This window comes from Streptomyces sp. CC224B (assembly GCF_030010595.1).
In the GTDB taxonomy this organism is placed as follows: domain Bacteria; phylum Actinomycetota; class Actinomycetes; order Streptomycetales; family Streptomycetaceae; genus Streptomyces; species Streptomyces longispororuber.
On sequence record NZ_JASCXL010000060.1, the window covers coordinates 1 to 25,816 of the forward strand.

36 protein-coding genes and 2 tRNA genes are annotated in these 25,816 nt (G+C 70.6%); 27 read left to right on the top strand and 11 right to left on the bottom strand.

Annotated features, from left to right (window positions below):
* Positions 1 to 307: 307 nt before the first annotated feature.
* From QK440_RS23335 to QK440_RS23350, 4 genes are all read right to left on the bottom strand, one after another.
* A complete protein-coding gene (locus QK440_RS23335; RefSeq protein ID WP_282795135.1) occupies positions 308 to 589 on the bottom strand; it encodes a hypothetical protein in 282 nt (93 codons plus the stop codon).
* Between the two features lie 242 nt (positions 590 to 831).
* The gene (locus QK440_RS23340; protein ID WP_282795136.1) at positions 832 to 1,119 is read right to left on the bottom strand and encodes a hypothetical protein; all 288 of its coding nucleotides are present in this window, start codon (positions 1,117 to 1,119) and stop codon (positions 832 to 834) included.
* A 199-nt stretch (positions 1,120 to 1,318) separates the two neighbouring features.
* Entirely contained in the window at positions 1,319 to 1,558 is a 240-nt protein-coding gene (locus QK440_RS23345) for a hypothetical protein (RefSeq protein ID WP_282795137.1), read from the bottom strand.
* A 612-nt stretch (positions 1,559 to 2,170) separates the two neighbouring features.
* Positions 2,171 to 2,243: transfer RNA gene (locus QK440_RS23350), tRNA-Ala, on the bottom strand.
* Between the two features lie 185 nt (positions 2,244 to 2,428).
* Between QK440_RS23350 and QK440_RS23355 the strand changes: the two genes are divergently transcribed.
* Both QK440_RS23355 and QK440_RS23360 read left to right on the top strand, forming a co-directional pair.
* Positions 2,429 to 2,977, top strand: coding sequence for a DNA-binding protein (locus QK440_RS23355; RefSeq protein WP_282795138.1), 549 nt, complete (start codon positions 2,429 to 2,431; stop codon positions 2,975 to 2,977).
* Positions 2,978 to 3,029: 52 nt separating this feature from the next.
* The gene (locus tag QK440_RS23360) at positions 3,030 to 4,700 is read left to right on the top strand and encodes a serine/threonine-protein kinase (protein WP_282795139.1); all 1,671 of its coding nucleotides are present in this window, start codon (positions 3,030 to 3,032) and stop codon (positions 4,698 to 4,700) included.
* 92 nt (positions 4,701 to 4,792) lie between these two features.
* On the opposite strand, the gene QK440_RS23365 is transcribed toward QK440_RS23360, so the two are convergent.
* Both QK440_RS23365 and QK440_RS23370 read right to left on the bottom strand, forming a co-directional pair.
* Positions 4,793 to 6,256, bottom strand: a complete 1,464-nt coding sequence (locus QK440_RS23365) for a hypothetical protein (RefSeq protein ID WP_282795140.1) — start codon at positions 6,254 to 6,256, stop codon at positions 4,793 to 4,795.
* Between the two features lie 315 nt (positions 6,257 to 6,571).
* Positions 6,572 to 6,700, bottom strand: coding sequence for a DLW-39 family protein (locus QK440_RS23370; RefSeq protein WP_003999697.1), 129 nt, complete (start codon positions 6,698 to 6,700; stop codon positions 6,572 to 6,574).
* Between the two features lie 324 nt (positions 6,701 to 7,024).
* Between QK440_RS23370 and QK440_RS23375 the strand changes: the two genes are divergently transcribed.
* Positions 7,025 to 7,360, top strand: a complete 336-nt coding sequence (locus QK440_RS23375; protein WP_282795141.1) for a DUF6344 domain-containing protein — start codon at positions 7,025 to 7,027, stop codon at positions 7,358 to 7,360.
* A gap of 73 nt (positions 7,361 to 7,433) precedes the next feature.
* Here QK440_RS23375 and QK440_RS23380 read toward each other — a convergent pair.
* From QK440_RS23380 to QK440_RS23400, 5 genes are all read right to left on the bottom strand, one after another.
* Positions 7,434 to 7,532, bottom strand: a tRNA-Leu gene (locus QK440_RS23380).
* Positions 7,533 to 7,615: 83 nt separating this feature from the next.
* The gene (locus tag QK440_RS23385) at positions 7,616 to 8,305 is read right to left on the bottom strand and encodes a tyrosine-type recombinase/integrase (RefSeq protein ID WP_282795142.1); all 690 of its coding nucleotides are present in this window, start codon (positions 8,303 to 8,305) and stop codon (positions 7,616 to 7,618) included.
* A gap of 2 nt (positions 8,306 to 8,307) precedes the next feature.
* Positions 8,308 to 8,994, bottom strand: a complete 687-nt coding sequence (locus tag QK440_RS23390; RefSeq protein ID WP_282795143.1) for a hypothetical protein — start codon at positions 8,992 to 8,994, stop codon at positions 8,308 to 8,310.
* Between the two features lie 17 nt (positions 8,995 to 9,011).
* Complete coding sequence (locus tag QK440_RS23395; protein WP_282795144.1) at positions 9,012 to 9,245, bottom strand: hypothetical protein; 234 nt, start codon at positions 9,243 to 9,245, stop codon at positions 9,012 to 9,014.
* Positions 9,246 to 9,444: 199 nt separating this feature from the next.
* Complete coding sequence (locus tag QK440_RS23400; protein ID WP_282795145.1) at positions 9,445 to 9,870, bottom strand: helix-turn-helix transcriptional regulator; 426 nt, start codon at positions 9,868 to 9,870, stop codon at positions 9,445 to 9,447.
* Positions 9,871 to 10,106: 236 nt separating this feature from the next.
* On the opposite strand from QK440_RS23400, the gene QK440_RS23405 reads away from it, so the two are divergent.
* From QK440_RS23405 to QK440_RS23520, 24 genes are all read left to right on the top strand, one after another.
* Complete coding sequence (locus QK440_RS23405; protein WP_282795146.1) at positions 10,107 to 10,610, top strand: hypothetical protein; 504 nt, start codon at positions 10,107 to 10,109, stop codon at positions 10,608 to 10,610.
* A gap of 79 nt (positions 10,611 to 10,689) precedes the next feature.
* The gene (locus QK440_RS23410; protein WP_282795147.1) at positions 10,690 to 11,292 is read left to right on the top strand and encodes a sigma-70 family RNA polymerase sigma factor; all 603 of its coding nucleotides are present in this window, start codon (positions 10,690 to 10,692) and stop codon (positions 11,290 to 11,292) included.
* Positions 11,289 to 12,029, top strand: a complete 741-nt coding sequence (locus tag QK440_RS23415; RefSeq protein WP_282795148.1) for a BN159_2729 family protein — start codon at positions 11,289 to 11,291, stop codon at positions 12,027 to 12,029. The genes QK440_RS23410 and QK440_RS23415 overlap by 4 nt, the downstream gene beginning before the upstream one ends.
* Entirely contained in the window at positions 12,026 to 12,388 is a 363-nt protein-coding gene (locus tag QK440_RS23420; RefSeq protein WP_282795149.1) for a hypothetical protein, read from the top strand. Before QK440_RS23415 ends, QK440_RS23420 begins: the two co-directional genes overlap by 4 nt.
* Positions 12,385 to 12,681: a hypothetical protein gene (locus tag QK440_RS23425; RefSeq protein ID WP_282795150.1), complete on the top strand. Its 297-nt coding sequence runs from the start codon at positions 12,385 to 12,387 to the stop codon at positions 12,679 to 12,681. The genes QK440_RS23420 and QK440_RS23425 overlap by 4 nt, the downstream gene beginning before the upstream one ends.
* Positions 12,678 to 13,910 carry an AAA family ATPase gene (locus tag QK440_RS23430; RefSeq protein ID WP_282795151.1) on the top strand — a complete coding sequence of 411 codons (1,233 nt, stop codon included), beginning with the start codon at positions 12,678 to 12,680 and terminating at the stop codon, positions 13,908 to 13,910. The genes QK440_RS23425 and QK440_RS23430 overlap by 4 nt, the downstream gene beginning before the upstream one ends.
* 83 nt (positions 13,911 to 13,993) lie before the next feature.
* A complete protein-coding gene (locus tag QK440_RS23435; RefSeq protein ID WP_282795152.1) occupies positions 13,994 to 15,472 on the top strand; it encodes a UvrD-helicase domain-containing protein in 1,479 nt (492 codons plus the stop codon).
* On the top strand, positions 15,469 to 15,717 hold the full coding sequence (locus tag QK440_RS23440; protein ID WP_282795153.1) for a WhiB family transcriptional regulator: 249 nt from the start codon (positions 15,469 to 15,471) through the stop codon (positions 15,715 to 15,717). The genes QK440_RS23435 and QK440_RS23440 overlap by 4 nt, the downstream gene beginning before the upstream one ends.
* Positions 15,718 to 15,800: 83 nt before the next feature.
* Entirely contained in the window at positions 15,801 to 16,640 is an 840-nt protein-coding gene (locus QK440_RS23445) for a hypothetical protein (protein ID WP_282795154.1), read from the top strand.
* Positions 16,640 to 17,956 carry an AAA family ATPase gene (locus QK440_RS23450; RefSeq protein WP_282795155.1) on the top strand — a complete coding sequence of 439 codons (1,317 nt, stop codon included), beginning with the start codon at positions 16,640 to 16,642 and terminating at the stop codon, positions 17,954 to 17,956. The genes QK440_RS23445 and QK440_RS23450 overlap by 1 nt, the downstream gene beginning before the upstream one ends.
* Positions 17,957 to 17,981: 25 nt before the next feature.
* Complete coding sequence (ssb, locus tag QK440_RS23455; protein ID WP_282795156.1) at positions 17,982 to 18,458, top strand: single-stranded DNA-binding protein; 477 nt, start codon at positions 17,982 to 17,984, stop codon at positions 18,456 to 18,458.
* Positions 18,459 to 18,524: 66 nt separating this feature from the next.
* On the top strand, positions 18,525 to 18,818 hold the full coding sequence (locus QK440_RS23460) for a hypothetical protein (protein WP_282795157.1): 294 nt from the start codon (positions 18,525 to 18,527) through the stop codon (positions 18,816 to 18,818).
* A gap of 85 nt (positions 18,819 to 18,903) precedes the next feature.
* Complete coding sequence (locus QK440_RS23465; protein ID WP_282795158.1) at positions 18,904 to 19,425, top strand: hypothetical protein; 522 nt, start codon at positions 18,904 to 18,906, stop codon at positions 19,423 to 19,425.
* Positions 19,426 to 19,524: 99 nt separating this feature from the next.
* Positions 19,525 to 20,217 carry a hypothetical protein gene (locus QK440_RS23470; RefSeq protein ID WP_282795159.1) on the top strand — a complete coding sequence of 231 codons (693 nt, stop codon included), beginning with the start codon at positions 19,525 to 19,527 and terminating at the stop codon, positions 20,215 to 20,217.
* 105 nt (positions 20,218 to 20,322) lie between these two features.
* The gene (locus QK440_RS23475) at positions 20,323 to 20,658 is read left to right on the top strand and encodes a hypothetical protein (RefSeq protein ID WP_282795160.1); all 336 of its coding nucleotides are present in this window, start codon (positions 20,323 to 20,325) and stop codon (positions 20,656 to 20,658) included.
* 206 nt (positions 20,659 to 20,864) lie between these two features.
* A complete protein-coding gene (locus tag QK440_RS23480) occupies positions 20,865 to 21,638 on the top strand; it encodes a hypothetical protein (RefSeq protein WP_282795161.1) in 774 nt (257 codons plus the stop codon).
* Between the two features lie 62 nt (positions 21,639 to 21,700).
* Positions 21,701 to 22,282: a hypothetical protein gene (locus QK440_RS23485; RefSeq protein WP_282795162.1), complete on the top strand. Its 582-nt coding sequence runs from the start codon at positions 21,701 to 21,703 to the stop codon at positions 22,280 to 22,282.
* A complete protein-coding gene (locus QK440_RS23490) occupies positions 22,279 to 22,788 on the top strand; it encodes a hypothetical protein (RefSeq protein WP_282795163.1) in 510 nt (169 codons plus the stop codon). The genes QK440_RS23485 and QK440_RS23490 overlap by 4 nt, the downstream gene beginning before the upstream one ends.
* Positions 22,785 to 23,384, top strand: a complete 600-nt coding sequence (locus QK440_RS23495) for a hypothetical protein (RefSeq protein ID WP_282795164.1) — start codon at positions 22,785 to 22,787, stop codon at positions 23,382 to 23,384. Before QK440_RS23490 ends, QK440_RS23495 begins: the two co-directional genes overlap by 4 nt.
* Positions 23,385 to 23,516: 132 nt before the next feature.
* Complete coding sequence (locus tag QK440_RS23500; protein WP_282795165.1) at positions 23,517 to 23,651, top strand: hypothetical protein; 135 nt, start codon at positions 23,517 to 23,519, stop codon at positions 23,649 to 23,651.
* Positions 23,652 to 23,665: 14 nt separating this feature from the next.
* On the top strand, positions 23,666 to 23,875 hold the full coding sequence (locus QK440_RS23505) for a hypothetical protein (RefSeq protein ID WP_282795166.1): 210 nt from the start codon (positions 23,666 to 23,668) through the stop codon (positions 23,873 to 23,875).
* A gap of 154 nt (positions 23,876 to 24,029) precedes the next feature.
* The gene (locus QK440_RS23510; protein ID WP_282795167.1) at positions 24,030 to 24,401 is read left to right on the top strand and encodes a hypothetical protein; all 372 of its coding nucleotides are present in this window, start codon (positions 24,030 to 24,032) and stop codon (positions 24,399 to 24,401) included.
* 162 nt (positions 24,402 to 24,563) lie between these two features.
* Positions 24,564 to 24,965 (top strand): hypothetical protein, encoded by a 402-nt coding sequence (locus tag QK440_RS23515; protein ID WP_282795168.1) that lies wholly within the window; start codon positions 24,564 to 24,566, stop codon positions 24,963 to 24,965.
* 155 nt (positions 24,966 to 25,120) lie between these two features.
* Positions 25,121 to 25,504, top strand: coding sequence for a hypothetical protein (locus QK440_RS23520; RefSeq protein ID WP_282795169.1), 384 nt, complete (start codon positions 25,121 to 25,123; stop codon positions 25,502 to 25,504).
* Positions 25,505 to 25,816: the final 312 nt, after the last annotated feature.

The window sequence follows — 25,816 nt, forward strand, 5'->3', positions numbered from 1 at the left end:
CCGGTAGCGGCCAGCGTCAGCATCGAGCCAGCCAGAATCTTCTTGGCGTTCATGGAGTTGCCTTCCTTGCGTGCGAATGCTGCGGCTCTTAGTGATAAGCGCCGACAGCCTACTAACCGACTTCCCGCCCGGGGGGTTCTGCACTATGGCGCCGATTCACCCGCTTTCAGTAATGCGGGTGCCGCGCATGCCCCGTGTGGCGAGGATTCGGCGGAAAGCCCCGGGCCGCGTGGCGAGCACACGGTCCGGGGCCCCTGAGCCCCTAACCGAAAGGGCATCGCAGAACGCCGGGTCAGGTGTCCAAGCCTTAGCTGATGACCTTGCCGAGGATCGGCAGCGCCGGGGCGGAGGAGTCGTCGTGGACCTTCGAGTGCTGACGGACCTCGTTGCACTGGAAGGCACGGGCCTCGTCCAGCACCTCGATGGTCAGGACGTCGATGTCCTGGATCGTCGGGCAGATGTCGCGGACGATCTGGATGTTCTGGGAGTAGTGGCCGTGCGCCTCTTCGTCGGCCATGGCCGGCGTCACAGCTCCGCCGGTAGCGGCCAGCGTCAGCATCGAGCCAGCCAGAATCTTCTTGGCGTTCATGGAGTTGCCTTCCTTGCGTGCGAATGCTGCGGCTCTTAGTGATAAGCGCCGACAGTCGGCTAACCGGCTTCACGACCACGGGGTTCCGGCTCGGGCGCGCCATTCATCCTCTTGCAGCAACAAAAATGTGACCGGAACGTCGCAGCACGGGAAAGCCCCGGGCACGTGCTGAGCACGTGACCCGGGGCTCGCTCCCCTCGACGGGGTTACTCCAGGAACACCGTTGGCTGGTGACCGGGAGTTCAGCCGTGGTTCTGCACCGAGCCGAGGAGCGGCAGCGCGGGGGCGGAGGAGCTGTCGTGCACCTTCGACTTCTGACGGATCTCGTTGCACTGGAAGGCACGGGCCTCGTCCAGCACCTCGATGGTCAGGACGTCGATGTCCTGAATGGTCGGGCAGATGTCACGGATGATCTCGATGTTCTGCGAGTAGTGACCGTGCACCTCCTCGTCGGCCACGGCCGGCGTGACGGCGATCCCCGTAGCCGTCAGCGTCAGCATGGAACCAGCGACAATCTTCTTCATGCTCATGGTGTTTACCTTCCTCGCGTGCGGGCGGCGTCTCGGTGAAGACAGCAGCACCAGCATTAACGGAGCGCGGCGTGCGGCGTTTCTGTGTGTGGTGGGTAATCACCCGGTCGCCGGATTCATATGCCTTAGTGACAGAAGGCATGGCCGGAGTTCTTCCCCCCGAGCCGATGACCGCGGAGGGAGGACGACCGGGAGGGAATCAGACCATCTGCACCGTCGAGGGCAGCATCTGCCGCACCCCCTGGCCGGCGGTGCCCGTCACCAGGCCCGTCGGCCTGCCCGCGGCCCCCTCCACCGGCTCCGTGAGCGTGTCGGGGGCAAGAACGGGCAGGTCACGCAGGGTGGAAGCGTCGGCTACGTCCACAGCGTGGGCGCTGCCCGCGGCTCCCACGGTCAGGGTCGCCACGGTCATGAAGGCCGACATGAAAGCTCGTCGCATGAAAGTCCTTAAAGATGAGCTGCCTGCCAACCGGCCGGGGACGGCCGGAGGCCCTGATGTCTGCACGCATTGCGCGCCATACCGGACAACGAGGCATTCCGAGCACAGTCACTATCGAGCCCAGCCACTATCGGGCCCAGTCGCTGTCGGGCCCAGCCGCCGTCCCGCGGTCAGTGCGGTACTCAGATATTCCGCCTGTATGAATACCGTGGCCGCGCCGCTCCCGTTCGTACGTCGTCACTGACCCGCTGCGGGAGCAGTACGGGGACAGTACGGAGAGGAGGTGCGGAGAGAGAGTGCGGAGAAAGAAGTATGGAGAGAAGGAGCAGGCGGAGAAGGAGGGGACGGTTCGCCGCTCGGGGGCAGGGCTTGGTGGCGGGATGCCTGTGGTGCCTCAGCTCCTGTCGCCACGGGGGCAGGTGACGCGGCGGCGGAGTGCGGGAGACCGCTCACCGTCAGTAGCTCACCGTGATCATCCAGGGTCTGTCGGTGGACAGGCGGGCTCCGGCCGCGGGGCCACGTACCCGGACGTCGTCGGAGCGGTACTGCCTCGCTCTGTACGAAAGAGCCCCTCTGTCCTGCGTCGACACAGGTCAGAGGGGCTCTGGAGTGTGGAGCCTAGGGGAGTCGAACCCCTGACATCTGCCATGCAAAGACAGCGCTCTACCAACTGAGCTAAGGCCCCGGGACACCACCACCGGTGCGGAAGGACCGCGTCCCGGTGAGCGTCGCAGACCAGAGTACCGGGTCCCCCGGGGGATCTCGCAAAAGGATTGGGGGTCCCCGTGCGCGACCACTCTCCGTAAGATGCCTGACGTGGTTCGCGGCAGCGAACCGCAGTCCTATGGGGAAGCGATGGGGAGACGCAACATGGACGCTGCACAGCAAGAATCAACCGCAAGAGCACGGGAACTCCAGCGGAATTGGTACGGGGAACCACTGGGGGCGCTGTTCCGCCGGCTCATCGATGACCTGGGCCTCAACCAGGCCCGGCTGGCAGGGGTGCTGGGGCTGTCAGCACCCATGCTGTCCCAGCTCATGAGCGGCCAGCGCGCCAAGATCGGCAATCCGGCCGTCGTTCAGCGCGTCCAGTTGCTCCAGGAGCTGGCCGGCCAGGTCGCGGACGGCAGCGTCAGCGCCGCCGAGGCGACGAACCGCATGGACGAGATCAAGAAGTCCCAGGGGGGGTCGGTCCTGACCAACACCACGCAGACGACGACGAGTTCGGGCGCGCCCACGGTGAAACGCGTGGTGCGGGAGATCCAGTCGCTGCTGCGCTCGGTCTCCGCCGCGGGCGACATCATCGATGCCGCGGACTCCCTCGCCCCGACCCACCCGGAACTGGCAGAGTTCCTCCGGGTGTACGGGGCGGGCCGCACTGCGGACGCCGTCGCCCACTACGAGGCGCACCAGAGCTGAGCCGTCGGCCGGGCCGCTGCCGGGCGGCCCGGAAGGGGAGCGGGGCACGACCATGGGTGAGGTCTTCGCCGGCCGGTACGAACTCGTCGATCCGATCGGTCGTGGGGGAGTAGGTGCCGTGTGGCGCGCCTGGGACCACAGGCGCCGCCGGTACGTGGCCGCCAAGGTCCTCCAGCAGCGCAACGCTCATACGCTGCTGCGCTTCGTGCGGGAGCAGGCACTGCGGATCGATCATCCGCACGTCCTCGCTCCCGCCAGTTGGGCCGCCGACGACGACCAGGTCCTGTTCACCATGGACCTGGTCACCGGCGGGTCGCTCGCCCATGTCATCGGTGACTACGGGGCCTTACCGCCCCGCTTCTGCTGCACTCTGCTCGACCAGCTCCTCTCCGGCCTCGCCGCCGTGCACGCGGAAGGCGTCGTCCACCGCGACATCAAGCCCGCCAACATCCTGCTCGAAGCCACCGGGACGGGGCGGCCGCACCTGCGGCTCTCGGACTTCGGCATCTCGATGCGCAAGGGCGAGCCGCGGCTGACCGCCACCGACTACGTGGTGGGTACGCCGGGGTACGTCGCTCCCGAGCAAGTACTGGGCGCCGAACCGGACTTCCCCGCCGACCTCTTCGCCGTCGGCCTCGTCGCCCTCTATCTGATCCAGGGCAGCAAACCGGACGCCAAGGCCCTCATCGAGCACTTCGCGGCCCATGGCACGCCGCGTGCGCCCCAGGGCGTGCCGGAATCGCTGTGGCAGGTCGTCGCCACGCTGCTGCGACCCGATCCGCAGGCACGTTTCCGCACCGCCACCGGGGCGCGCAAGGCACTCGCGTCCGCCGTCGAACTGCTTCCCGAGCCCGGTACCGACGACGAGGGCATCGAGATCTTCGACCAACTCGGGCCGTTGCCCGAAGGGTTCGGCCCTGACGGGCCCCTCGCCCCCGCGCCCCAGCCGCCACCTCCGCAGCTGCCACCTCCGCAGCCACCACCACTGCGGCCATCACCTCCGCAGCCGCCCGCCGCGTCGCCGGTCGGTGCTCCGCCGTCCGTCGCGTCGCCGGGTGCCGCTGGTCCGCACTCCGCTGGTCCGGGGTCCGCTGGTCCGCACTCCGTTGGTCCGGGGGCCGTTGGTCCGGGGGCCGTGGGTCCAGGGACCGCCGCTTCGCCGTCTTCCACGTCACCGCTCGGCGATCATCCGGTCTCCGCGCACGGCTCCCACACCGGTACGCCCTTACCTGCTCGCCCGCCGACCCCGCCTCCGACCCCGCCCTCGGGCCTGCCTCCGTGCCCGCCTCCGTCTTCGCCTCCGCCTCCGCATCCGCCGATGTCGGAGACCGGGAGCTTCCACCTGCCTCCGCCTCTGCCACCGCCCCCGCAGCCGGCCAGCCCCCCGACTCCGATGCCCGGCCCCGTGCCGCAGGCCGTGTACGCCTCCGCTCCGGTCTCGCCCTCTGGCGCTCGTCCGGAGCCGGTGGCCGACCCGAGCGCGCCAAGTGCCGGACCCACCGGGTGGGTTGGGGTCCCCGCAGTCGGGCTCCAGCCTCAAGCGACACAGCCGCCGCAGTCGTCGCAGGCACCACAAGCGGCGCGGCCCCCGCGTCCCCGGGCCCCCCGCTCCCACGCCGCCCGGCCCCGGCACACCGGCCCGCCGGTGCGGGTGGCCCTGCCCATGCTGCTCGCGGCGCTGGCGTGCTTCGCGGTGGGGTTCTGGGCGCTGGCCCGCATCTGAGGCGCCACCGCCGGGCCCACGGCGTCAGGGCGTCCGTGCTCCCCGCCCCTCGGCGCCCAGGCCGTACCGAGGGCCCGCCGCAGCCCTCTCCCTCACACCGAAGCCCGCCGTCCGGCAGCCCGTCGCCGCCCCACCAGCGTCCACACCCCGAGGACGGCCAGCAGTGCCGTGCCCGTGCCGATGCCCGCAGCGGCCAGCGCCTTCATGGCCGCGCTGCCACCCCTGCCGGAGGCCGCCGCTCCCGTGGGCCCGGGGGTGCCCGCGGTCCCGTCACGCGCCGCTGCCTCCTCCCGCCCCGTCACCCCGAAGGCGTCCGCGGGCCGCGCCGTCCCCGCGTACTCCGGCCCGGCGCGCCGCTCCCCCGCGACGCCCACCCGCAAGGTCAGCCCGACCGCGCCCTCGCCGAAGCGCGCCCCGACATCCGGGTGGAGCGTGACCGCCAGGTAGTACCAGCCCGCGAACCGCACGGTCGCGACCCGGTCGATGGGCGCGTGCCGGTTCTCGTACGCGACCGGGACCAGCGGGGGCAGCGTGGTGGACTTCTGGCTGCCGTCGTACGCGGTGTCCATGTCCTGGACCGGCATCCGCGCGGGGTTGAACACGGACACGACCAGCGCGGACGTCACGTACTCGCGCCCGCCGGCCCGGCCGCCCGCAGCGGCACCACCGTCGCCCGCACCACCGGGAACGCCGGTGCCCCGCGCCCCGCCCAGCTCCACCGTGGCGGTGAGCCGCTGGCCCCAGTCCACCGGCACGCGGTAGTAGCGGGTCTGCCCGGGCACCACCCGGTCGCCCCAGACGCCCCGGCCCAGGGGCTCGGCCGTGCTGAAGCCGCTGCCGCCCTCGCGGGGGCGGGCCGGTCCCGCGGGCGGGGCCGGCGTGGGGGCGTCCTGTTGCGCGGGCGGACTCGTCGCGCGCCGCTCGGCCACGGCCGGTTCGGAGGTGACGTACAGCTCCAGGTCCCACTCCTCCGGGGTGGACGGCTTCTCGGACCTGGCCGCGGCCGACGCGCCGGAAGCCGCGGTCCGCTCGACCACCACGTAGTACGTACCAGCGGCCGCGCAGCGGCTGTCGTCGGTCCCGACGGTACGCAGTGCCGACGCGGTGAGGGGGCGCGGGCTGCGCGCGGCGCCGAAGCGGGCGGAGCCCGCGTCGCAGTCGAAGCCGTTCGCGTCCTCCACCGCGACCCGGATGCCGTCCGCGAAGCCGACCCGGCTGCCAGGGGTGGGCAGCGCGGTCACCGAGGCGTGGACGTTGTCCTTGGCCCCCAGTTCGAGCCGGTAGTAGAGCGCCGTCGTGCCGCCGACGCCGGGGTGCTCGATGGCGCTCCGGTACGTCGTCCCGGGGGTGAGGGTGTGGCTGCCGGTGCTGCTCGGCGTCCCCGCGACGGTGCGCGCGTCGTCCGCGAAGGCGTACGGCGGAGGCGTCTCCTCCGCCCGGGCCGCACCGCCGGGTGCGACCACGCACCACGCCGCGCCCACGAGGGCGGCTCCCGCGCCCGCCACCGCCCGGCGGCCAGCGCCCCGCACGGCCCGCCGACCGTTCCGGTGGGCCATCTCCCCCGCCGTCCCCCGGCCCGCTCGTCCCGTTCTCCCTGCTCGACGCGCCGTCCAGCGGCCCGCCCGGCGCCACGTCACGCCGCTCTCCACCTCACCCTCCCCGGCTTTGCCCAAGCAAGCAATGAGATTGCGTCAGTGAACTAGAGGGGCCACCGCAGCGACAGCGCCTTCCCGTGGCCGCCGCGACGAGGAGCCGCCCGGGACGCGGACGTCACACCCGTACGCCAGAAGAAGCGGGACAAAAGCCCCCCGTACAGCACAAGGCCCCGATCGCTCCAGCGATCGGGGCCCCGCGAAGACTGCTGTCGATACTCACGAACCCGTGGGCACGGAGTCGGTCGCCTCCGTCCACAGATCCTGCTCGGCGCGATCCGCCTGGATCTGGCGGTACACGAGGAGCCCGCCGATGGCGGCCAGTGCGACCAGGAGAAGCTTCTTCACCGCGCGACCTCGTCTTTCCTTGACGTAGGGGACTTCTGGCGCCCGACTATACACACCGACCGATATCGATCGGTGACCTGGATCGGCCCCAACTCCCCTGCGTGACAGAGCAGTAGATGCGGACCGAATCGGACCGCCTACGCTCCGTCCCCACCCCGGGCCGTCACCCTCGCCCCGCCCCCCGGCTTTCCCGGGGCACCTGCACCCATCCGGGTGGTGTTCATCGGAACATCGACGCGACAGGGGCGTCGGTCCCGCACTCGCGGCGCCTCATACACATCATGAGGAAAGTACGCAAATCGCCCAACCCGAAAGTGAGAGGTCATGCCTGCCAACAAGGCCATGAAGCTGTGGACCACGCTCGTCAGCGCCGTACTCGCGCTCTTCGCCGCCCTGGGTTTCGCCTCCCCGGCGACCGCGGCCGAGGCCGTACAGCAGACCACGACGACGTGCAAGAGCACGCCGAGCGCGACGGCACCCGTGCTCGCCGCCTGGGCGATGGCGTACGAACGGTCGCTGCCGCCCACGATGAAGCAACGCATCCGCGCCGAGGCGCACGGTTCGACGCCGAGCTGCCGCCACCTCCCCACGACGGACTCGGACGCCGCCACGGACGACGCCGGCGCCCTGTCCGGCGCGAGCCTCGCCGCGGAGCCGTAGAGACGACGGACGCCGCCGCGCCCCACCGACGCGAAAGACCCCCAGCCGCTACCGGCTGGGGGTCTTCTCGCTGTGGGGCTAACTGGATTTGAACCAGTGACCTCATCCTTATCAGGGACAGTGCAGCTCAGGGCGTCTGCGCAGGTCAGTGGATCAAGCTCCAGCCAGCCTCTACATCCGTCTACATCACACGGCGTCGCCCCACCCCTGTCCGGCTTACCGTGATCTTGGACGAGTTTTGGACTCCGGCTGGACTCACGCCACCAGCCGCAACCTGGCCTTCCGCGCCTTCCAGTCCTCCATCGCCGCCAGCACCTGCCCGCAGTAGTCCGCCGCCGCGTGCGTGTACAGCCACGTCACCTCACCCGCGCGCTCGTGCCCGAGGATCTCCTGGGTGATCGCTTCCGGCACGCCGCGGGCGTGAAGCCGCGAGGCGTAGGCGTGCCGGATGTCGTGGAAGTCCGGCCACCAGTCGACGCGCTCCTTCTGCTCCTGGCGCTTCCGTCCGGTCACCTTGTCGGTGACCGTGACCCATACCTTCTTGACCGTCTTGCGCGCGACGCCTGCCAGCTCGATCGCCTTGATCCACACCCGCCGGAAGGAACTCCGGCGGAGCGGCGGCCGGTACGGCTCGTGCGTCGTCCGGCTGACCTTGTTCCGGCCGTGGAAGACCAGCTCGTCCACGCGCAGCCCGTCGGACGGCTGCGACACGCCGCGGCTGGCCCCTTCCTCCTCCGCGAACAGCTCGCGCAGCACGCGAATCGCGAGCCCGGTAAGCGGCACGGACCGCAGGCCGGCGTCGCTCTTGGGGTAGGCCTTGCGCCGGATGCGCCCGCGGGTCTCGGTCAGGACCTCCCGGACGTGGATCACCCGCTTGGTGAAGTCGATGCGGCACCAGCGCAGTCCGGCCAGCTCGCCCCAGCGGAGCCCCGTCTCCTGAGCCACGATCAGCAGGGCGTGCAGGTACTTGGGGAGAAGGCGCGGATGCGCCAGAGCATCGCGTACGTCGGCGGCCGTCGGTCCTCCGGGTGCTGCTTCTTGATCGTCGGCAGCTTGATGCCCTCGGCTGGGTTGTAGGGGATGCGCTTGTCCAGCTTGGCCGCGTTCAGCATGCGGTCGAGGACCTGGAAGCACTTGGCTACGCTCGACGCGGCGAGCGGGCCGCCGTTCTCGTCATGCAGGGCCCAGACCCAGTTCTGGATCTCCAGCCAGGACAGCTCGAAGAGCCGATAGCTGCCGAAGACGGTCGCGATGTGGTTGCGCCACATCCCGTCGTCGCGGATCTGCGCCTGGTTCCAGGCTTCCGGGTGGACGGCGTCCGGGGCTTGCTTGACCTGGGTGGGCCACCACAGCTCGTGCCAGCCGCACAGCGTGATCTCGGCGCGCTTCGGGTCGAGCCAGGTCCGTTCACGGATCTCTGTGCGAGTCTTCTCCAACCACGCCACAGCGTCGTCGTAGGTCGGCTTGTTCTTCGACAGCGTCTCGCCGCCGGGCCCGGTGCATCGGGCCTGCCAGGAACCGGTGTGCTCCTTCTTCTTCTTCCGTGCGGGTGCCGGGTGCTTCTCCAGGCACGGCTCGCAGCCGCACCGCTTGGACGGGACCGGGCGCGGGTTGTTCGTGATGGGTCGCCCCACGATTCGACCTGCCTTGATCAGAGAGTGGAGGCGCCGGCCGCGGTGGGCGTCAGAGCGAGTTCGCGCGGGAGGTCTACGCGCGTACCGCAGAAGCAGCACAGTCCGGCACCGGGGATGTCGGGTGCGCCGAGGTCGATCGTCAGGATCGCGTGCAGTTCTCTGATCAGGTCGTGGGGGTGGGTGCCCCTGTCTACGAGGATGGTGACCTCGTCCGGGTCCCAGGTGGCGATCGTCGGGAGATCGTCGGCCACGGCGATGCGGATGCACACAGGAGTCCCCCCAGGGATGCGCGATGGCATGGCGTGTGGTCCGCTCCGGGAGGACAGCGGGTCACTGATCGTACCTGTGTGTGAGCACGTTGTGGAGTCGGTTTGGCATATGCGCGGGGGCGAGTTTCATTCGCACCCCGTGTGTCTCAGAAACCCCTCCTTTCTCAGGCCTTACCGAGGGTCACGGGACACGACTGATCCGGAGCATCGCCTCGGCATCCTTGATCAGGTCGCGTTGCTTGTCCTTCGGCAACTGCCGGTAGAGCTTGAGCAGTCGGGCCTCGCGCGCCGAATCGCTGCTGCCGGGGACAGCACGCCCGACGGAGGCGAACATCTCGGCCGGCGTGACGTCCACGCCCCAGGAGCGGAACACGTCCACCATGGCCCTGAGGGTGTCCGGAGCGATGCGGGAGGTCCCGCGGTTCCGATTCATCCACGCATTGAGCGTCGGGTAGGAGATGTTCGCCGCCGCGGCGAGATCCTTCTGTGTCTTGTCAGGCACCTCCCCAAGGAGGCGGTCGAGTAGGGCCGCCAGGTCCTCGCCCCGGGGGGCTCGGTCCTCGGCGGGGTGGTCAAGCTCGCCGGGGTGGTGCTGGTGGCTGGTCACAGGATGAGGATCGGCCATCTGCATCTACATACGCAAGTAGATCGCATACCGATGACCCGTAATTGACGCTACCCAGGGGCGTCTACACGACCCCCTGTACACCCCTCCCCACCCCACCCTCACCCCTGTGCGCCACCCTTGACGTGATATGCATCTACACGTAGATTGTAGACAGTGCAGGTCAGAGGGACTGGCACGACATCGATTCGGCCATGCGTATGCGCCGGAGGTTCATCATGCGACGACTGGACAAGGGTGCCCCGCTGCGGGCCGCCATGAAGGCGGCCGGGCTGGACATCCCGCGCCTCGCCGCCAGGACGAAAGAGATCGACCCCTCAGGAGAGGGCCTGTCGAAGGCGTACATCGGCTTCATCACCGGGCGCGGGAAGACGGCTCGCGAGGAGTGCAGCCCTCGCGCCGCCGAGCTTGTCTCGGCGGCCCTCGGCAAGGAGATCACGGAGCTTTTCCGCGAGGAGCCCCTTTTTTTCCTCGGGGAATCTACAAATGCGCGTAGATCGCATATTGCGAAGCGCGTGGTGGAGAAGCTGCCGGAGCGGCTGATGGATCAGCGGGAGCTGTCCGACTTCCTGCGCAAGTCCCCGAGCTGGATCGACAAGCAGATCCAGCTCGCGGACGAGCGCGGTGAGACGTGGCCCGGCCTGATCTACGTGGGCCGCAGTCGGCGATTCGATCCGCACGCCGTCCTCGCCGCGATGCGGAAGCAGCGCACCGCCGCCTGACACACGCAGGGCCGCCCGGATGCGACCCGGACGGCCCTGAACAACCCGAAGGACCCCTACGTCAAAGGAGATTCAGGTCGTGTCACACCAGCTTATCGGCAAGATCAGCCCACTGGGAGGTGCGGAGCCCGAGCTGATCAGGCGGGCCCGCACCGGGGACCGCGAAGCCTTCGCCCTCCTCTACAACGCCCACCGCGAGAACGTGTACCGCTACCTCGTCCACCGGACCCGCGACCGGCACCTGGCCGAGGACCTCACGCAGGAAGTCTTCGTGCGGGCGCTGCGCAAGATCGAGACGTTCGCCTGGCGCGGCACCAACTTCGCCGCCTGGCTGACGATCATCGCGAAGAACCTCCACCTGGACTACGTCCGGAAGCCCCGCGTGCAGCGGGAGATCCCGGTCGCCGGAATGCACGACACCGACGCCGCCCGGGACCGCAGCACCGAGGCCTCCGTCCTGCGGGAGCTGAGCGTCGCCGAGGCGGCTGTGACCGTGGCGGCAGCGATGCGGAGTCTCACCCCGGCCCAGCAGCGGTGCGTCCGGCTCCGGTTCCTCCACGAGCTGTCCGTGCAGGAGACGGCCGACCGCATGGGCAAGCAGGTCAACGCGGTGAAGTCCATCCAGCACCGCGCGATGAAGGGCATGCAGCGCGCCTTGGCCTCGGCGGAGGTGTCGGCGTGAACACGAACCTCCCCACAGCCGTGAAGGTGATCCGCACTGCCATCGCCTCCGGCGGCGCGGACCCGGCGGCCACCGTCGCTCACGCGCTGGAAGCCTCACGGCTCCTGGTCGACCCGGAGCGGTCCTACGGCGTCATCCTGCGTCGTACGGCCGACGGCGGGTGGTCCCGTGAGCCGCAGGTGACGGAGCTGGAGCGTCAGGCGCGCGCCTGGGACGAGACCTGTGCGCGGGCCCGGCAGGTCGCGGCCGCCATCGAGGAGCACGTCGGTAAGCACCCGGAGTTCCAGAGCGTCCACACGGACGGCGACCGCGTCCTGGTGGCGTTGCACATCACGGATCAGGCCCAGTGGGCGCAATGGCGGCAATACTTCGGGATCACGCACGACGGCGAGCGGCCATTGCCGTACGCGGTGTGCGGCGAGGGCCGTCGTGACGGGGTCCGCGTGTCCGTCGTGGCGTACGACGTGCCGCAGGTGCGGGCCCGCGCGGGCGAGGTCGCGGCGCGGCCGTTCCGGCTCGGGGGGATCGTGTACGACTTGGCGCTCCCGCAGCGGGACGCGCGTGGTGGCGTCTGGTTCTTCCAGGGCCAGCGGGCCGAGGACGGGATGCCGCTGCTGTCGCTGGACGGCCGCCCGGAGCGCTGCTCGCTGGCGAACGTGGTAGCGCACATCGGCCCGTTGACGCCCGTCAGGACGAAGGCGACGCCCGTCACGGGCGAGGGCGGTGAGGCGGCATGAGCGCTCCCGACTGCCCGCTGCCCGAGGTGCGTTCCACCCGCGCCGCCGAGCCGCTCGTCTTCCGTGCCGACGACGACGGGTTCACCCTCGCCCACTACAGCGACCGCGAGCAGGCCCGCGCCCACTGCCTCCACAAGGCCAAGAACGACCCCCTGCTCGTCACCCCCTCGCGCCTGCCCGATGAGCCCCCGGCCCACCGCTGGGTCATCGACGGGCCCGACCCGGACGACACCGAGGACGCCGAGGAGCTGTACCTGGTCATCAACGGCCAGGAGCAGCCCACCGGCTACACGGTCACCCCGATCACCGTCCTCACCCGTTTCGACCGGGAGGCCGCGGAGTGGGAGGTCGACGAGTGACCGCGTACACCACCGCGTACCGCGCGCTCACCAGCGACCGTGCGCTCCGCCCCGACGACGCCGCCGCGCTCCTCGCCGCCGTCCGCAAGGAGTACGCCGAGGAGCTGGCGACCGCCGTGGAGCAGGACCTGTCCGGCAAGTACCGGCGGACGGCCACGGACACCGACGGCTCATTCCGGCGCAAGCGGCGGGCCTACGGCGCCTCCATGGCCGTCGTGAACCGCTTCCGCTTCTTCGCCGCCTCCCCTTCCCCTCTCTTCCCGCCCCGTCAGCGCACCCGGAGCACGTCATGACGACCTTCACCTTCCAGCCCGCGACCCGCGAGCAGGCCCGCGCCCGCATCGGGCTCCAGGGCCCGGCCGGGTCCGGCAAGACCAAGACCGCCTTGCGCATCGCCGAGGGCCTCGCCCAGGGCGGACAGATCGGCGTCGCCGACACCGAGCGCGGCTCCGCCCTGAAGTACGCCGTCGTCCCCGGCAAGCCGGAACTCGGCGGCCACGTCTTCGGCCACCTGCCCATGGACCGGCACGACCCCCGCGACCTCATCAAGGTCGTCCGGGCCGCCGAGGAGGCCGGGCTCGCCGTCCTCATCGTCGACTCCTGGAGCCACTTCTGGAACGGCCGGGGAGGCTTGCTGGAGATCGTCGAAGAAGCCGGATCACAGCGCGGCGCGGGAGGCACCTTCGGCGGCTGGCGCACCGGCAACCCGATCGAGCAGGAGATGCTCGACGCGCTGCTGAACTTCCGGGGCCACCTGATCGTCACGATGCGCACCAAGGGCGACTACGTGATCGACGGCAAGAAGGTCACGAAGGTCGGCGTGAAGGCCGTGCAGCGTGAGGGCGCCGAGTACGAGCTGGACGTCGTGATGGACATGGTGGAGGGCACCGCCACCGTCACGAAGACCCGCTACGAGCCGCTGAACGGGCAGATCATCCACCACCCGGGGGAGGACGTCGCCGAGCTGATCCTGGAGCAGCTCGGGCAGGGCGTCGACCCGGTGCAGCTCATCGTGGACGAGCTGGTCGGCGAGGGCCTGACGTACGAGCGGGCGCTGGAGCTGCACGGCCGGGCGAAGGCGCGGGGCATCCTCGCCTCCGGTCTCATGCACCCGAAGTCCGGGGAGCCGACGACACTCGGGGACCTGATCCGGGAGTACGGGCAGGCCGTCAAGCTGGGTGCGACGCCCGTCACGACGAGCCAGCCCTCGCCACCGCAACCGTCGGAGTCCGCCGCAGCAAAGGCGCCGGGCGCCCCGGACAGCGAGCGCGTCACGCCTCCGCAGATGCGGCTCATGCACGCGACCTTCAACCAGCTCGGCCTCAAGGGGCGTGACGAGCGCCTCCGCGCAACGTCGCTGATCGTCGGCCGTGACGTCCCGTCGGCGAACGACCTGACGGCCGCCGAGGCGAAGACGCTGCTTGACACGATCACAAACTTCGCGGCGCGCGAGAACGGCGCCGACGACTTCGTGGCCATGCTCGACGGCCTCGATGAGGACGACGAGCGGTCCGCCGCCTGATCCGCCACTGACTGCGGGCCCGCCCCGACTTCCCCCATGCGGGGCGGGCCCGCACCTTCCCAGAAAGGAGGTGCACCCCAGTGGTGGACCCCACCCCAGAACAGGCGGAAGCGATCGCCGCGTACGGCGACGGCACGGACCTGGTGCTCCAGGCCGGCGCCGGGTGCGGCAAATCGAGCACGCTGAAGATGATCGCGAAGGCGGACCCGCGCGCGAGCATGCTGTACGTCGCGTACAACAAGAGCATCGCGGCCGACGCACAGAAGTCCTTCCCCGGCAACGCCTCGTGCTCCACGGCGCACAGCCTCGCCTTCCGCGCGATCGGCAAGGACTTCGCCCACCGCCTCAACGGCCCCCGCCAGACCGCGCACAGGGCCGCCCAGCTCCTCGGTGTCTCCGACCTGATCGGCCCCGGCGTCTCCCGGATCACGGGCGACCTCGGCGAGGTCGTCGCGATGCCGTCGAAGCGGATCATGCGGTACGCGCTGGAGACGATCGCCGCCTGGTGCTACTCGGCGGACCCGGAGGTCGCGGCCCGGCACATCCCGCGCAAGCCGGGCCTGAAGAAGGCCGCCACGGTGCAACAGCTCGCCGAGCTGGTGCTGCCCGTGGCCCGCGCCGCCTGGCGCGACCTCCTCAAGCCCGACGGCGTCCTGAAGTTCGCCCACGACCACTACCTGAAGATGTGGCAGCTCGGCGGCCCGAAGCTGGACACCGACGTGGTGCTCCTCGATGAGGCGCAGGACACGAACGACGTCCTGGCGGCCGTTGTCCAGGCCCAGCAGCATGCGCAGCGCATCGTCGTCGGCGACTCCGCCCAGCAGATCTACGAGTGGCGCGGCGCCAACGACGCGCTGGCGAAGTTCGCGGCCGACGGCGCCCAGGAGCTGACCCTGTCGCAGTCGTTCCGGTTCGGCCCGGCCATCGCCGAGGCCGCGAACGCCTGGCTATACGTCGTGGGCACGGCCCTGCGGCTGAAAGGTTTCGAGCGGGTCGAATCCCGCCTCGGTCCGCTCGCTGATCCGGACGCCGTCCTCTGCCGGACGAACGCGGGCGCGATGGAGGTCGTCCTGGACGCCCTCGCGCACGGCGTCCGCGTGGCGCTCGTCGGCGGCGGCTCCGACATGAAGCGCCTCGCCGAGGCCGCCGCCGCGCTCCAGGCCGGGCACGACACCGACCACCCGGAGCTGTGCGGCTTCCCCTCCTGGGACGCGGTCCGCCAGTACGCCGAGGAAGAAGCCGACGGCGCCGACCTCCGCGTCCTGGTCCGCCTCGTCGATACCCACGGCCCCGCGGCCGTCGTCGCTGCCACCGAGCGGCTCGTCGCAGAGGACCAGGCGCAGCTCGTCGTGTCGACCGCGCACCGCTCGAAGGGCCGCGAGTGGCCGCGCGTGCAGATCCACACGGACTTCCGCGCCCCGTCGCCGGACCCCGTCACCGGGCTCGCGACGGTCCGCCGCGAGGAGGCCCGGCTGGCGTACGTGGCCGTCACGCGGGCCCGCGAGGTTCTCGATGACCGCGCGCTGGCGTGGGTCGACGACGTGAAGGCGGTAGCGGCATGACGCGGGAGTGGGAGCTGAAAGCCGCCTGCCGTGACAAGGACCCGGATCTCTTCTTCTCCGGCAAGACCCGGGCGGAAGCGCTGAGTACCTGCCACTCCTGCGTCGTGCGAGGCGAGTGCCTGACGGCGGCGCTGGCCCGTGAGAAGGGCCTGGCCAGGGTGCAGCGCAGAGGCATCGTCGCCGGGCTGACCGGCGCCCAGCGGTTCGACCTCGCCCTGAAGCAGGGGCAGGGCCGCGCCGGATAGACCGCCGTGGGCCTGGCGGATGAGACCGGCCGCCGGGCCCACGGCCACCAGCACCACCAGAACCATCGACCGAAGGGCAGGACGTGGGACACCGCCTGTACGTCGAGGTGCTCGATCACGCACCCTCGACGCTCACGCACCGGGAGCGGCTGCTCCTCGCGGTGCTGGCGGAGGACGCCCTCGACGAGACGCGCACGACCTGGAGCCGTGTCGAGGACCCGAAGATCCTCCGCCGGGCGGACGTGTCCCGCTCCGGCCTGTACGCCTCGCTGAAGGCGCTCACGGCGAAGGGCGTGCTGGAGAAGGTCACGGCCGGGCAGAAGAACGCCGCCGCGAAGTACAGGGTCGCGGTTCTCGCCCCCGCTCAGTGTCCCGAATTCCCGGACACTGACCCCACGTCTCAGTGTCCCGGGAACCCGGACACTGACGCTCCTCAGCGTCCCGGAATCCAGGACACTGACACGGCCGCTCAGTGTCCCGAATCTCCGGACACTGAGACCGGCCGGACCCCTCAGTGTCCCGAAAACCCGGACACTGAGCCGGTCTCAGTGTCCCGGAATCCGGGACCCCTAAATACAGAGAGTGTTAATACACACCCTCCAGCCCCACCCACCCCAGAAGGCTTCGACGACTTCTGGGCCGCCTACCCCCGCCGCGTCGCCAAGGGCGCCGCGCGCAACGCCTGGGCCAGGGCCCTCAAGCGCGGCGCCGACCCGGCCGCCATCACCGCAGCCGCCACCCGCCACGCCGCACAGTGGCGCGCCGCACACACCGAGCCCCGCTTCATCCCCTACCCGGCGACCTGGCTCAACAGCGAGCGATACGACGACGAGACCGACCCCACCCCGCCCGCCACCCAGCCGCCGCTCCCCGGCGCCACGCCGTCGCGCTACACCGACCCCGCAGAACGAGGGATCTTCTGATGACGCACGACCACGCGCCCGACGACGACCTGTTCGCCCGCACCCAGCCCCACGACCTCGACGCCGAACAGGCCTACCTCGCCACCCTGTTCTTCGCCGCCCGCGACGCCCGCCGCGTCCACCAGCTCGTCACCCCCACCGACTTCTACCGGCCCGCCCACGCCACCATCCACGCCACCGCGGGCGCCCTCATCGACCGCAACGACCCCGTCGACCCCATCACCCTCACCAACGCCCTCCGAGCCGCCGGAACCCTCTCCAAGGTCGGCGGCGCCCCCTACATCCACCAGCTCGGCCAGATCATCCTCGCCCCCAGCGACGCCGAGCACTACGCGAGCATCATCCGCAGCCTCGCCCAACGCCGCGCCCTCATCGAGACCGGACACCGCATCATGCAGTCCGGCTTCGACCCGACCGCCGGCGACCCCGGCGACCTCGCCGAGGAAGCCGTCGCCCTCGCCCGCGACGTCCGCGACCAAGGCCGCGCCGCCCACGACTCGCCCGTGACGGACATGCACGACTTCCTCACCGTCCAGGACACCTACGACTGGGTGATCCCCGGCCTCCTGGAGCACGGCGACCGGCTGATCCTGACCGCGGGCGAGGGCGGCGGCAAGAGCGTCCTCCTACGGCAGATCGCCGTCGCCACCGCGGCCGGGGTCAACCCGTTCACCATCAACACCAGCGAGTACGGCCCCCAGAAGGTCCTCGTCCTCGACTGCGAGAACAGCGAGCCCCAGAACCGGCGCCACTACCGGCCGCTGATGAACGCCGCCGCCCGCGCCCACATGCCCGTCAAGCGGGGACAGATCCACATCGACTGCCGCCCCGAAGGCGTCGACCTCACCAAGGCCCAGGGCCGCGCGTGGCTGATGCGTCGCGTGGAGACCGTCATGCCCGACCTGCTCGTGATCGGCCCCATCTACCAGCTCCACACCGGCGACCCCTCCTCGGAGGATCACGCCCGCCGCGTCACGACCGCGTTGAACGAGGCCCGCACCACAGCGAACTGCGCGATGGTCCTCGAAGCGCACGCCCCGCACGGCAGCGGCTTCGGCCCCCGCGCCCTCCGCCCCGCAGGCTCGTCCTTGTGGCTGCGCTGGCCCGAATTCGGCTTCGGCCTCCGGCCCGTCGAGGACGAGAAGAGCGCCGACGAGGACCGCGCCCGCCGCCTCGTCCCCTGGCGCGGACTCCGCGACGACCGCCAGTTCCCGCCCTTCCTCCGGCAGGGCCAGCGCGGCTCCTGGCCCTGGGTCCCCTACACCCCCATCGACACCGACATCCGCGGCTACAGCCCAACCGGCGCAACCGGCTGATCCACCAACCGAAGGAGAAACGACCTTGTCTCTGCCCACCATGACGGGCGTCGGACGCCTCGTCGACGACCCCGAACTCCGCTTCACCCAATCCCAGAAGGCCGTCGTGACCATCCGCCTCGCTTTCAACTCCCGCCGCCGCGACGACCGCGGTGAATGGGTCGACGGCGACACCTTCTGGATTCGCGGAACCGCCTGGGAACACCTCGCCGAGCACATCGCGGAGACCCTCGCCAAGGGCATGGAGGTCCTCGTCACCGGCGACCTCCGAACCGAGTCCTGGGAGAAGGACGGCCAGAAGCACTCCCAGCCATCGCTCACCATCCGCAGCATCGGCCCGAACCTCGCGTACGCCACCGCGTCCGTGACGAAGGCGAGCACTCAGCAGCAGAGTGGCGGGCAACAGCGACCCGCCGCGCCACAGCAGCAGCACCGCCAGGCCCCGCCCCAAGACGACCCCTGGGCCGTCGAAGGACCCACCACCAACCAGCCCCCGTTCTAACCCCACACCACCACGGACAGGGCCCCCACGCAGGGACCCGCCCCCGGCACCACACCGGAGGCACCCATGTCCAACCCCGCCAGGAACCAGGAACCGGAACCGGTTCGCCCCGCAGCCACGCGCGCGATGCGCGAGCAGCTCGCGCCGGAGCGGCTCGACGAGATCCGGGCCATGCGCTTCACGACCGGCCTCACGCCCGTGCCCGGCCGCTTCGCCACCGCTGGTGAACGTGAGCTGTACGTCCAGGCCGCGCGCCACTGGAACGCCCTCCAGGACCTGCTCCGCGACCACGAGCACCTCACCGCGGCTCACGCCGAGGCCAGTGCGCGCCTCGCCGAGTGGGAGGGGGCGCTCACGTGATCGACGTTGTCGCCTTCGTCGTCCTGGTCGTCGTCACGGCCGGCCTCCCCTTCGCCCACTGGACTCACGCGTCCTGGAGGAAGCGATGAGCGAGCGGCACACCGTCGACACGATCACCAGCGACGCCCTCGACGCGCTGTACGACGAGCGGGACGCGCTGCTCGCCGAGCTTGGCGGCCGCGACGCCGAGGCCCGCGAGCGCTGGATTCAGAAGCAGCTCGAGGAGACCGCCCTCCGCGCCGCCGACTTCCGCGACGGGATGTCCATGGAGATCGAGCCCGCCCGCGAGATGGTCGCCCACTGGGTCGGCGCCGCCCGCGCCATGCTCGGCGACACCCCGAACTACACCGAGACCCCCATCGAGATGCAGGTGAAGGTGGGCGAGGACCCCCAGCGGTTCGCGTTCGTCCTCCAACGCGTCGCCCCCGGCGCCCTCACCCCGCACCAGGCCCGGCAGCGCGCCGAGGCCGTCATCAAGCGCGTGCGCGCAGCTTGCGACGCCCTCGATAGCGACGCGCGCAACAAGAACCCCACTGCACTCGCCGGGATCCGGCACGCCGTCGCTCACATCCGAGCCGTCCTCGACGAGACCCCAGTCGACGCCTGAGCACCAAGAGGGGCGCGCGCCGCAACGTCTTCCCGGACCAGGGCGCGCACCCCGTGCTGCCGATCACCGTACCGCCCCACACACCACAGGAGCAGCTCCGTGGCCGCAGCCGACGACCTCGACACCATCACCGAACGCTGGACCGCCCTCGAAGAAGCAGCCGGCACCCGCCCGACTACGACTTGGCCCCCCGCCATGGGCATCGCCCGCATCCTCGACGACGAGCAGCGCCAGGCCCTCGCCGAAGAGCGCGCTGACACCAACCCGGACGCCCCCGGCCCGCGCCCGGCGCCCGTCGACATCGACGTCCTGGACGTCATGACGACCATCGAGCAGGGCCTCATCACGACCGCGGACTGGCTCGCGTCGCGCGTGCAGCGGCCCGTCGTGACGGCCGCGACGGGCCGCGGCTGGGGGGACGAGCTTCACCGCCAGGTCGCGCTCCTCGCCGCGCGCGACGGCGCGGATCCCCGGCGGTGGCGCTTCACGGGCCAGCGGGACGCGCCGGCCGCCGCGGAGTGGTTGGCGCTGCGGGTGCGCGTGGCGCCGGGCCCGTTCCGCGCGCTGGACGACGGCGAGCAGCAGGCCGTCGCGCGGGTCGCGGCGATGGGCGCGGAGTTGATCCGGCGCACCCTCGGCGAGGAGCGGCGCAGGGAGGCTGTGCCGGAGCCGTGCCCGGCGCCGTGCGGCGGGCAGCTCGTCGTCGAGGGAGGGGACGGCGCACCGCCGGTTGTGTCCTGTGAGGACTGCGGCCGGACGTGGACGGAGACCGTAGCGGACGACGTGGCGTGACGGGATCCGTCCATTGGATTCGAGGCTGCCTTCTGCAAAGGCAGTGCAGAGTACGCCAGTTCGAGCGAATATGAGGTGCTGAGTCGCGTGTCCCTGGGGGTTCGGATGGCCAAAGATCAGGTTCTTGCCGGTTTGGTACGTGGCGGCACCAACACCTCGCGCGTCACACGAACCAACCCGGTGAAGCCACCCCGCTGCGCCTACTGCAACACGCTCATCAAGCCCGGCCAAGTCACCAAGACATCGCGCCGACACCGTGTGTTTCACCTCGCCTGCTTGTTCAAAGCTCAGGCCAAGAGCTCGAACAACCAGGCGCAGCGCACCGCTGAGCGCGAGGAGCGAGAAGCTCTCTCAGACGCGGCGGCCGAGGAATCCATGCGCGGGCACAAGCCGCCTACCTGGCGGCTAGGTAAGTCGCCTTCGGACTACGGGCGCCGTTAACAGACTTCCCCGGCCTGCTGGCACAGCACCTTCGCGACGCCCGTCACACCCCGCCCCCCCGTTGAACCCGTAGCACCACCCGCGCACCGCGCGGTACCGTCGTGACGGCAGATGCCCCCCGTAGGGCGTCACCTCCAACGAAGCGAGCCCCGGCCAAGGACATTCCGGGTCCGGCCAGGGCTCTAACCACAGGAGAGTGACCTCCTATGGCTGAGCTGCACACTAGTGCGCCCACCACCACGTACGACACCCCAACCCCGCGCTGGGTCTCCCTCCTCACCGACATCGGACGCCCCGTCGTCGCCGCCTGGGTCATGATCATGTGCGCCCCCGGCGAGCACCACCTCGGCAAGCTCGCAGGCTGGAACGACACCCTCGCCTGGGGCATGGCCGGCGTCCTCGCCGCCTACGCAGGCATCGCCGCCGCCGTCGCCAGCAAGCGCCCCAAGGGCGCCCCCGGCAAGACCTCCGCCGTCCTCGGCGCCTGGCTGTCCCTGGCGACCGCCATGTCTGCCCAGCCTGTGTCCCACATGTTCGTGACCGGGCACTGGACCGCCGAGCCGCGCCCGCCCGTGTGGCTGGTCGTCGCCGTCTCGTGCATCCCGCCGCTCGTGCTCGGCCACCTGCTGCACCTCGCCGCGACGCCCGTGCGCGTGACGCCCGTCAGCACCCAGGCGCAGCCCGTGACGACCCCCGTCGCCCCGTCCGAGTCTGCCGAGGAGCCCGAGCCCGCGTCCGCGACCGCGACCGCGACCGCGCCGAAGCCGATCACGTACAGCGACCCCCGGTGCGCGGCCATCCGCCCGCTCTACGACAACGGCCTCCGCCCCGGCACCAAGGCCATGCGCGCCGCCATCGTCGCCGCAGGCTTCGAGTCGCCCTCCGACGGCGTGATCCGCGGGCAACTCCGCGCCGAGGTTGAGCAGTACGAGCCGCGCCTCGCCCAGCTCCCTCCGGCCCCCGTCGCCATCAGCGCCTGAACGACCGCCGCCCTCCGCGCGCGGCCTGTCGCACAGCCGCGCCCTCATGACCTGGGGACCCCATGCCCACTTCCACCCCCGGACCGGACGAACGCCGCGTCCGCCAGCACCTGCTCCGGCACGGCGTCGGCCCCGACGCCCAACTCCCGCCCGCGCCCGCCCACCGCCCCCACGGCACCCCACCCCGGCCCCGGGACTGGCTCGACGACATCCTCGACGACCACGCCACCCCGTCCCCGGCACCCGCCCCGGAGCCCGCGGCCGTGGACGTGGACGTGCGCGTCACCGTCGACCAGCCCATTACCGACCACGAGCAGCACCAGGCCCGGCGGGACTGGTCCTGGCTGTGGGGACACCTGCGCCCCCTGCACACCCTCACCGCGGGCGCCGTCGCCCTCGTGCCGGTCTTCGGCGGCTGGAGCATGGTCACCGGCTGGGCCGTGACCCTGCACTCCATGCGCGATGACGCGGGAGTCGGCGCCGCCTACAGCACCGCCGCCCTCGCCCTGGCCGTCGCCGTCGCCCTCGACTGGAACCGCCGACGCTGGCTCACCCGCCTCATCAGCATCACCGCGCTCGTCGGCGGCCTCGGCGTCCTCGACTGGTACGACCCGGTCTGGTTCCTGACGGGGGTCGACCGGTGACCGCGACCGTCAACCTCGGTGGCGTCGCCGTCGCCCTCGGCATCCTCTGGCTCAACATCAGGCCCTGGTGGAAGGGAGGCCGCGACCCCAAGGCCCTGTTGCCGTACGCCTCCGGGGCCGGCCTCGGCTCCCTGGCAACCATCTGCGTGGGCGGTGCGCTCGGCTGGAGCGCGGCGCGCGTGGCTGGCCTGTTCTCCTCCGCGGGCTCCAAGGGCGTGTCCACCGCCACCGGGACGCGCGGCAGCGACGCGATGCCCACCGGTCGCATGGGAGTGCTCACGGAGCCAGGCGGCGTGGTCACCGCGCTGCTCCTGCTCGGCGTGATCGTGCTGTTCCGCTCGTCCGGCAAGCAGGACAAGAGGCGCATCGTCGGCGGCGCCGTGAGCTTCGCGGTGCTCGGCTTCCTGCCGGGCGTCGCCTCGCTGCTCGGCTGGTGGCCTGACACCGTCAACTGGATCGGCGCCGAGGGCCGTGCGCTGCTCAGCAAGGGCGGGGAGAGCCGGTGAACCGACTACGCCTGGACAGGGATGCTCGCGCGGGCGCGGCTGAGCGGCTGAGCACCGGCTCCGCCGCCGTGGCGAACCACCTGTGGGAGCGCGCGGCCGTGTGGGTGGCGCGCGGGCGCCGCGATGACCTTGACGGTTGGCGGGCCGCGCTCGGGCCCGTCGCGCGCGCCAGCGGCCTCGCCGGAGCGCTGTTCGTCGCGTGCCTGATGGTGCGCGCGCTCCCGCTGCTGCTCGCCCCGCTCACTGCCCTGTGGTGCTGGCTGGCCTGGCGTCGCGGTGATGACCAGCGCGGTGCCGCTCCGAAGGACCGCGCGGAGGCGGAGCGGGAGGCCCTTCGGGGGCTGCTACTGGAGCTGATGAAGGGGGGCTCGGCGGTGCACCTGCGCACCGTCCTGGCGCACCTCCAGGAGCACGGTCAGTGGGAGGGCCGCACGGTCACGGATATGCGCCTGCGGCTGGAGCGCCTGGGCGTCCCGGTGGACCGCAACGTGAAGGTTCGTGGGGTGCCGACGTGGGGGGTGCGGCGGACCGCTCTTGAGGCCCCCTCCCCGGATGCCGCCCAGGAGACGTCTTCCGTGCCGTCTACCGGTGTCTGACCTGCATGTCTACCGCGCCATCTACCGCGATCTCCCCGGTGTCTACCGGGCCATCTACCCACCGGGGCGGCCGTCGCTTGGCAGCCGTCCGGCCGCCCCGGTCCCATCCCGCGAAGAGACAGGAGCACCATCGTGGCAGAGCAGTCCCGGGGCATCCCCGTGCCGCCGCCCCCGCCCGGCCCGCCGGAGGGTGAGCCGGAGCCGGACCCGAGGTTCGAGACCGTGTACGACCCGGAGCGCGGCGGGCACTACCCGCCGGGCCGCTGAGAGAGGCTCACTTCATGAGCGAGCGCGTGAACGTCAAGGTCCTGCTGTTGTTCGGGGACCAGGCTGAGCTGACGACCTCCGACCGCGACCACACCGACCCTGAGCGCGTGCCGGTGGAGCGGCTCGTCGCGGAGACGGGCATCCCCCGCGAGAGGTTGGCGGGAGCCGAGCTGGTAGCGATCGTTGGGGATGACGGGGAGCTGAAGGGCTTCGAGAGGGTCTGACCTGGGGTTATGGGGGCGGTGTGTGCTGCCCATTCCCTCAAGCCTGGTGTTGCAAATATAGAACTTAGTGCTGTAAAGTTAGATGCGTCGAGGCGGGGGTGAGAGCCCGAACCGACAACAACCAGTTGAAAACTCCACAGAGAGGACAGTCACCATGGCTGACCGCGAAGACGAGATCATGGAGGCGCTCGCCGCCACTATCTCGGTGGTCTACTCGATCCTGGTCGACGTCTGCCAGATGCTCCCCGTGCCGATTGGCCTCCCGACCGACCAGCACATCCCGGCGACCGACGCCATTCCCGCAATCCGGCGGGTGGCGAAGCTGGCCAAGGATCAGCCGATGGGCGAGACCCAGGAAGCGCAGCTCTTCACCGGCTGCATCCACCTCCTGGCGGCGATGGACCTGTACGGCCTGTGCGCCGCGAACTGGGTCGAGACCCGGGCCGAAGGAGCGGGAGCCAACCTCATATACGCGAGGGAGGCACTGGTGAGCCTCGGAGCCTGGCTCGCAAGCCAGGCGGACTGACCTAGCGAACGCCCCCCGGCAGCCAGTCGGGGGGCGTCCCCGTTTCCCACCCTAAGGGCGTTGCAAAACTAGAACCCACTGCTGTAAAGTTAGATGTGTCGGGCCGGGGGGTGAGAGCCCCGGACCTGGCAGCCAGTTGAAAATTCCAGAGAGGAGAACGTCATGGCTGACCATGACGAAGAAGAGCGGACCACCATCCTGATGGAGGCCACGCTCGGAGCCACGTACCTCGTGCGCGAGTTCCTGGCAGAGCTTCCCATCCCGGTGGTCGTACCGGAACTCGTCACCGAGACGACGATGGCCCCCGAGGCAGTCCTCAGCCTCAACCGGGCCCGCGCCCTGATCGATGACGAACCGATCTCCGAACACGCCAAGATCGTGTACAGGGACCTGATCCTCGAATGGTTCACCGCCTACGAGATCCTGGTCCTCCGAAAGATCGCCGGACCCGCTCCCTGGCGGCTCGACATCGCCGAGTACGCGCTCGAACGCTTCGGCGCCCTCGCCGAGCTGATCGAGAGCGGCGAGGTCGACAACTTCGGATTCGACCTCGACGAGTCCTAGCCGCACCGCCCGCCTCGTGCAGCCAGCCCGGGGCGGGCACCCTCTCCTCCCCGAGCCCCGCACAGACAAACGGGGCCGACGCCGTGTCCCAGCAAGCTGGGGTGAGAGAGCGTCGGCCCCACCAGTTGAAAACTCCACAAAGGAGCCTCCCCACCATGGTAGACCGATCCACCCTCACCGCCCCCGAGATCGCCGAAAAGTACGGGGTGAGCATCCACACCGTGACGAAGAGCTGGGCGCAGCATCCCGCCTGGCCCGACGCGATCGGCAAGCGCGGCCGGTACAAGGCTTACTCCCCCTGGCACATCGAGACCTTCGTGTACAACCACGTAGCCCGTCCAGCCGTCGCACTGGAGCCGCGCCGCTTGTACACCGCGCGCGAGATCGCTGATGCCGCCGGCATCAGCGCGGGCACGATACGCGCGGACCGGACGCGCGGCCGCTGGCCGGAGCCGGACGATGTCGAGGGGGGGGTTAATCGTTGGTACGGCGAGACGGCCACTATGGCACTGGCCAGTCGACGGGGGTACAGGAAGTGAGGGCACAGCCGCTGCTTTTTAGTAATTCAGGGCCCTGCCTCTCAATTCACCTTGCTGTACTGTTCCGTTGTCTAGATGGCTCGGTGGTTCGATGGTTCGATGGCTGACAGTCGTACCGACACCCCACACGCCATCTACGACGAAGGGCCCGACCCGGTTGCCGCCAGGTCGAGCCTCCGCCGCAGTAGTTCACGAGCCCGGTCGCCAACGGAGAGACCGGGCTCGCTGCGTACCGCAAGCCTCGGCCGCGACGGCCTCGTGCGTGGGCGCCCTACCGGACGAACTGCCCCACGACGGCGATGATCGCCACCA

Excerpts from the sequence above, each read along its gene's own strand:
- QK440_RS23335 (WP_282795135.1), bottom strand. The coding sequence starts at position 589 with ATGAACGCCAAGAAGATTCTGGCTGGCTCGATGCTGACGCTGGCCGCT.
- QK440_RS23340 (WP_282795136.1), bottom strand. The coding sequence starts at position 1,119 with ATGAGCATGAAGAAGATTGTCGCTGGTTCCATGCTGACGCTGACGGCT.
- QK440_RS23345 (WP_282795137.1), bottom strand. The coding sequence starts at position 1,558 with ATGCGACGAGCTTTCATGTCGGCCTTCATGACCGTGGCGACCCTGACC.
- QK440_RS23355 (WP_282795138.1), top strand. The coding sequence starts at position 2,429 with ATGGACGCTGCACAGCAAGAATCAACCGCAAGAGCACGGGAACTCCAG.
- QK440_RS23360 (WP_282795139.1), top strand. The coding sequence starts at position 3,030 with ATGGGTGAGGTCTTCGCCGGCCGGTACGAACTCGTCGATCCGATCGGT.
- QK440_RS23365 (WP_282795140.1), bottom strand. The coding sequence starts at position 6,256 with ATGGCCCACCGGAACGGTCGGCGGGCCGTGCGGGGCGCTGGCCGCCGG.
- QK440_RS23375 (WP_282795141.1), top strand. The coding sequence starts at position 7,025 with ATGCCTGCCAACAAGGCCATGAAGCTGTGGACCACGCTCGTCAGCGCC.
- QK440_RS23405 (WP_282795146.1), top strand. The coding sequence starts at position 10,107 with ATGCGACGACTGGACAAGGGTGCCCCGCTGCGGGCCGCCATGAAGGCG.
- QK440_RS23420 (WP_282795149.1), top strand. The coding sequence starts at position 12,026 with ATGAGCGCTCCCGACTGCCCGCTGCCCGAGGTGCGTTCCACCCGCGCC.
- QK440_RS23430 (WP_282795151.1), top strand. The coding sequence starts at position 12,678 with ATGACGACCTTCACCTTCCAGCCCGCGACCCGCGAGCAGGCCCGCGCC.
- QK440_RS23440 (WP_282795153.1), top strand. The coding sequence starts at position 15,469 with ATGACGCGGGAGTGGGAGCTGAAAGCCGCCTGCCGTGACAAGGACCCG.
- QK440_RS23450 (WP_282795155.1), top strand. The coding sequence starts at position 16,640 with ATGACGCACGACCACGCGCCCGACGACGACCTGTTCGCCCGCACCCAG.
- QK440_RS23460 (WP_282795157.1), top strand. The coding sequence starts at position 18,525 with ATGTCCAACCCCGCCAGGAACCAGGAACCGGAACCGGTTCGCCCCGCA.
- QK440_RS23465 (WP_282795158.1), top strand. The coding sequence starts at position 18,904 with ATGAGCGAGCGGCACACCGTCGACACGATCACCAGCGACGCCCTCGAC.
- QK440_RS23475 (WP_282795160.1), top strand. The coding sequence starts at position 20,323 with ATGGCCAAAGATCAGGTTCTTGCCGGTTTGGTACGTGGCGGCACCAAC.
- QK440_RS23480 (WP_282795161.1), top strand. The coding sequence starts at position 20,865 with ATGGCTGAGCTGCACACTAGTGCGCCCACCACCACGTACGACACCCCA.
- QK440_RS23485 (WP_282795162.1), top strand. The coding sequence starts at position 21,701 with ATGCCCACTTCCACCCCCGGACCGGACGAACGCCGCGTCCGCCAGCAC.
- QK440_RS23505 (WP_282795166.1), top strand. The coding sequence starts at position 23,666 with ATGAGCGAGCGCGTGAACGTCAAGGTCCTGCTGTTGTTCGGGGACCAG.
- QK440_RS23510 (WP_282795167.1), top strand. The coding sequence starts at position 24,030 with ATGGCTGACCGCGAAGACGAGATCATGGAGGCGCTCGCCGCCACTATC.
- QK440_RS23515 (WP_282795168.1), top strand. The coding sequence starts at position 24,564 with ATGGCTGACCATGACGAAGAAGAGCGGACCACCATCCTGATGGAGGCC.
- QK440_RS23520 (WP_282795169.1), top strand. The coding sequence starts at position 25,121 with ATGGTAGACCGATCCACCCTCACCGCCCCCGAGATCGCCGAAAAGTAC.